This is a genomic window from Fulvivirga lutimaris (genome assembly GCF_009711525.1).
GTDB lineage: Bacteria > Bacteroidota > Bacteroidia > Cytophagales > Cyclobacteriaceae > Fulvivirga > Fulvivirga lutimaris.
Window position 1 is genome coordinate 1 of sequence record NZ_SMLV01000160.1, and the last position, 3,490, is coordinate 3,490.

Sequence of the window (3,490 nt, forward strand, 5' to 3'; positions counted from 1 at the left end):
TAGGCCCAGCTGAGGTTAATGCTCTCATACCTGGACTGTGTAAACTTTATAATTTTTTGAAACCGCTTAATTGAAAGCATAGCTACTATTAGGTAAGTATATACCTGAACAAGAACCATTATTTTTATGGTAAGCTCTAAAAACTCAATACCAGATTGAGAAACTAAAACCGCGACCGGGGCTAAAATAAAATGTACTAAACGAGATATTTTGAAGTCACTTTTCTTCCTTTGAAGTGCTATTATGTGCAGGTATATTAAAGGGCCATAAACTGCACTTAACCCTATGACCATTTTTGGGTCAGCATTTACAACACCAAAGTTGCTCAACATATTGATGAGCATGTGACAACCAAGTGTGGCTAGCAGAATTGCCAAATACAGATTACTCTTCTTCTCCTTTCTAATTTGTGTAAAAAGAAAGACGCTGAAGAAAAGGCATTGAAAAATAAGAAGCCCTAGAATTCCTAACTGTACCTGTGTGCTAAATTGCATTCAATATTTTAATGACCTAATCTTAAAGTTAGCTGGACTAATATAAACCAATAACCTAACGCAGAGTTTGATGATATTATAGCAGCAAACTGAGTCAAAAGTAATAAAAATGTAGTGTTGGGAAGGGATTGTTTTATACTAACCTTGAATAAAGGTTAGGTAAATTCTCAAAATTTTTAATTTTACCTCCTAATTATAAAACCTATTGTTAATCAGAAAAAAATGAGAAATATGAAAAAGCTGTTATTGGTATTGATTTCCACTTATTTGATTTCATGTGGTAAAACCGAAGAATTTAGTGCCGCTACTATTGAAGGATTGGCAGAATTGCCCGCAGGTGCAATAAAGGAGCCATATGATGACAATCCTGATATGGTGAAGGTGACAATTAATAGCGCTACAGGCAACAGTCAAGGTGACTACCTAAACGGTAAAAGAGTAGGTACCTGGACAGAATATCATCAAACTGGACTTGTAAAAACTATTTCAACCTATGTAGATGGTGTGCAGCAGGGGCTTTTTACCGAAATTGATGACAGAGGTCAGCTACAAAAAATAGCTTACTATCATAACGGTCAGCTAGATGGCGATTGGAAACAATTTAACAGGGCCCGAGTCAAAGAAGAGCGTACCTATAAGAATGGAAAGATAGAAGGTGTAGTAAAAGTATATTACGACACTGGTAACATTATGGAAGAGGGAGCCTACTCCAATGGCCTGAGAGATGGCGTTTCAAAATGGTATGATCAGGATGGAAATGTAACCATCGAGTATGAATATTCTGCAGGTGAATTGGTAAGCAAATAGTCGATTTTAAGCCAATTTGGCATATTTTAAAGAAAAAGAGGGTCAAATCTAAGTCAATTTGACCCTCTTTTTTTGTTTGATCCTTCTGGCATTTTATTTGATTTTTATAGGGTAAAATGTTGAATCATAAAAAAAGGAGGAATTATGACACTTATTAGAAGAACGAATGACTTATTCCCTACGTTTTTTGACGATTTCTTCGGTAGGGATTTATTTGAAAGTAACAGAACTGCATCGCAAACAATGCCTGCAGTAAACATCAGAGAAACTGAAGATGACTATGTTGTTGAAATGGTTTCTCCGGGACTAAATAAAAAGGACTTCAAAGTAGAATTGGATAACCAAACACTAACCATTTCTTATGAAAAAGAGGTTTCTAAAAATGACAAAGAGGAGAACTACACTAAAAAAGAATTTAGCTACAGCTCCTTCCAAAGATCTTTCACGATACCCAAATCGGTTGAAAGCAATAAAATAGAAGCCAATTACAAAGATGGTATATTGAATATTACCATTCCTAAAAAAGAAGAAGCTAAGAAACAGGCTTCAAGATTAATCGCTATTTCATAAAAACATTATCGAGGTGAAGCCCCCCTTCACCTCGATTTCTTAAAAAATGTTAAAAATCAAACATCGGATTTTTCCGATCGTTTTTATTAACAGAAGGAAGTGATTTGAAAGTGAGGCGCAATTGCCTGTTCCTTTTAACCTGCTCCCTTTAAACAGACAATTGAGAAAAAATTAAGAACTAAAAGGAGAAAGAAAAATGAGAAAATTTGGATCATTGTTCGGTGCAGCTATCTTAGGTAGTGCACTAACTATTGGCTCATTTCAGTTACTAACTGATAATAGGGAGCCTTTGAAAATTGAGCATGTCGACAGTACTCCGGCAGTACAAACAAGTTACAATGCCGATGATACCGGGCGTGCTATACCATTAGATTTTACCGTTGCTGCTGAAAAGGTTATGGATGCAGTAGTTCATATTAGATCAACACAAAACTCTGCAGGATATACATCTCAGAGAAATCAACAGATACCTGATCAATTCAGAGATTTTTTTGGACCATTTCTAAGACAAAATCCACAAAATTATGGGCCTAGAGTGGGGTCCGGTTCAGGAGTGATCATTAGCAATCAGGGGCATATTGTAACCAACAACCATGTGATAGATCAGGCGGATGATGTAGAAGTTACATTGCACGATAACAGGAGCTACAAGGCTAAGGTAATTGGCACTGATCCAACTACAGATATTGCAGTATTACAAATTGAGCAGGAGGGTCTACCCTATTTAGGACTTTCTAACTCAGACAATGCCAAAGTAGGCGAATGGGTACTTGCTGTTGGTAATCCGTTTAACCTTAACTCAACGGTAACAGCTGGTATTATTAGTGCCAAGGCCAGAAACATAGGCATTATTGGTGACAGCACATCTATTGAGTCATTTATTCAGACAGATGCGGCTGTGAATCCTGGCAATAGTGGTGGTGCATTGGTGAACCTTAATGGCGATTTGGTTGGTATTAATACTGCCATTGCCAGTCCAACTGGTGCTTATTCAGGCTATTCCTTTGCTGTGCCATCAAACATTGTAAATAAGGTGGTTGAAGACATCATCACTTATGGTGTGGTGCAGAGAGGCTGGTTGGGTGTTACCATTCAGAATGTAACCAGTGGCCTGGCTCGTGAAAATGACCTAACCGTAAATGCAGGTGCTTATGTTGCCGGTTTGGCAGATAACAGTGGCGCAAAAGATGTAGGTGTAAAAGAGGGTGATGTTATTGTGGAAATTGATGGCAGAACAGTGAGCAATACTGCTAACCTAATTGGTTATGTTGGCAGTAAGCGACCTGGCGACAAGGTGTCTCTTAAAGTAAATAGAGATGGTAAAGAGCTTGACTATAATGTAATGTTAAAGAACAGAGACGGCAATACTGAGTTTGTCAAGAAAGAAAAAGTAGAGATTCTTACTTCACTTGGTGCCGACCTTGCGGAAGTAGATACTAAGACGCTAAAAAGGCTCGGCCTTGATGCAGGAGTAGAAGTAAAAACACTGCGCCCTGGAAAGATCAGACGATACACTGATATGCAAGAGGGTTTCATTATCACTAAAATAGATGGCAAAAAGGTAAAGACGCCAAAAGATGTTGCTCAAATATTGGAAAGTAAAGAAGGTGGAGTGCTAA

Annotated in this window: 4 protein-coding genes; 3 read left to right on the forward strand and 1 reads right to left on the reverse strand. The window is 37.8% G+C overall.

All coding sequences use genetic code 11. From position 1 onward, the window contains the following. The coding region (locus tag E1140_RS01135) for a hypothetical protein (RefSeq protein WP_155178160.1) at window positions 1-494 on the reverse strand (494 nt) is incomplete at its 3' end. Between the two features lie 231 nt (window positions 495-725). Between E1140_RS01135 and E1140_RS01140 the strand changes: the two genes are divergently transcribed. The 3 genes from E1140_RS01140 to E1140_RS01150 all read left to right on the forward strand — a co-directional run. Next, window positions 726-1,301 (forward strand): toxin-antitoxin system YwqK family antitoxin, encoded by a 576-nt coding sequence (locus E1140_RS01140; protein ID WP_185153354.1) that lies wholly within the window; start codon window positions 726-728, stop codon window positions 1,299-1,301. Between the two features lie 144 nt (window positions 1,302-1,445). Beyond that, window positions 1,446-1,871, forward strand: coding sequence for an Hsp20/alpha crystallin family protein (locus E1140_RS01145; RefSeq protein WP_155178164.1), 426 nt, complete (start codon window positions 1,446-1,448; stop codon window positions 1,869-1,871). A 196-nt stretch (window positions 1,872-2,067) separates the two neighbouring features. Next, the coding region (locus E1140_RS01150; protein WP_155178167.1) for a Do family serine endopeptidase at window positions 2,068-3,490 on the forward strand (1,423 nt) is incomplete at its 3' end.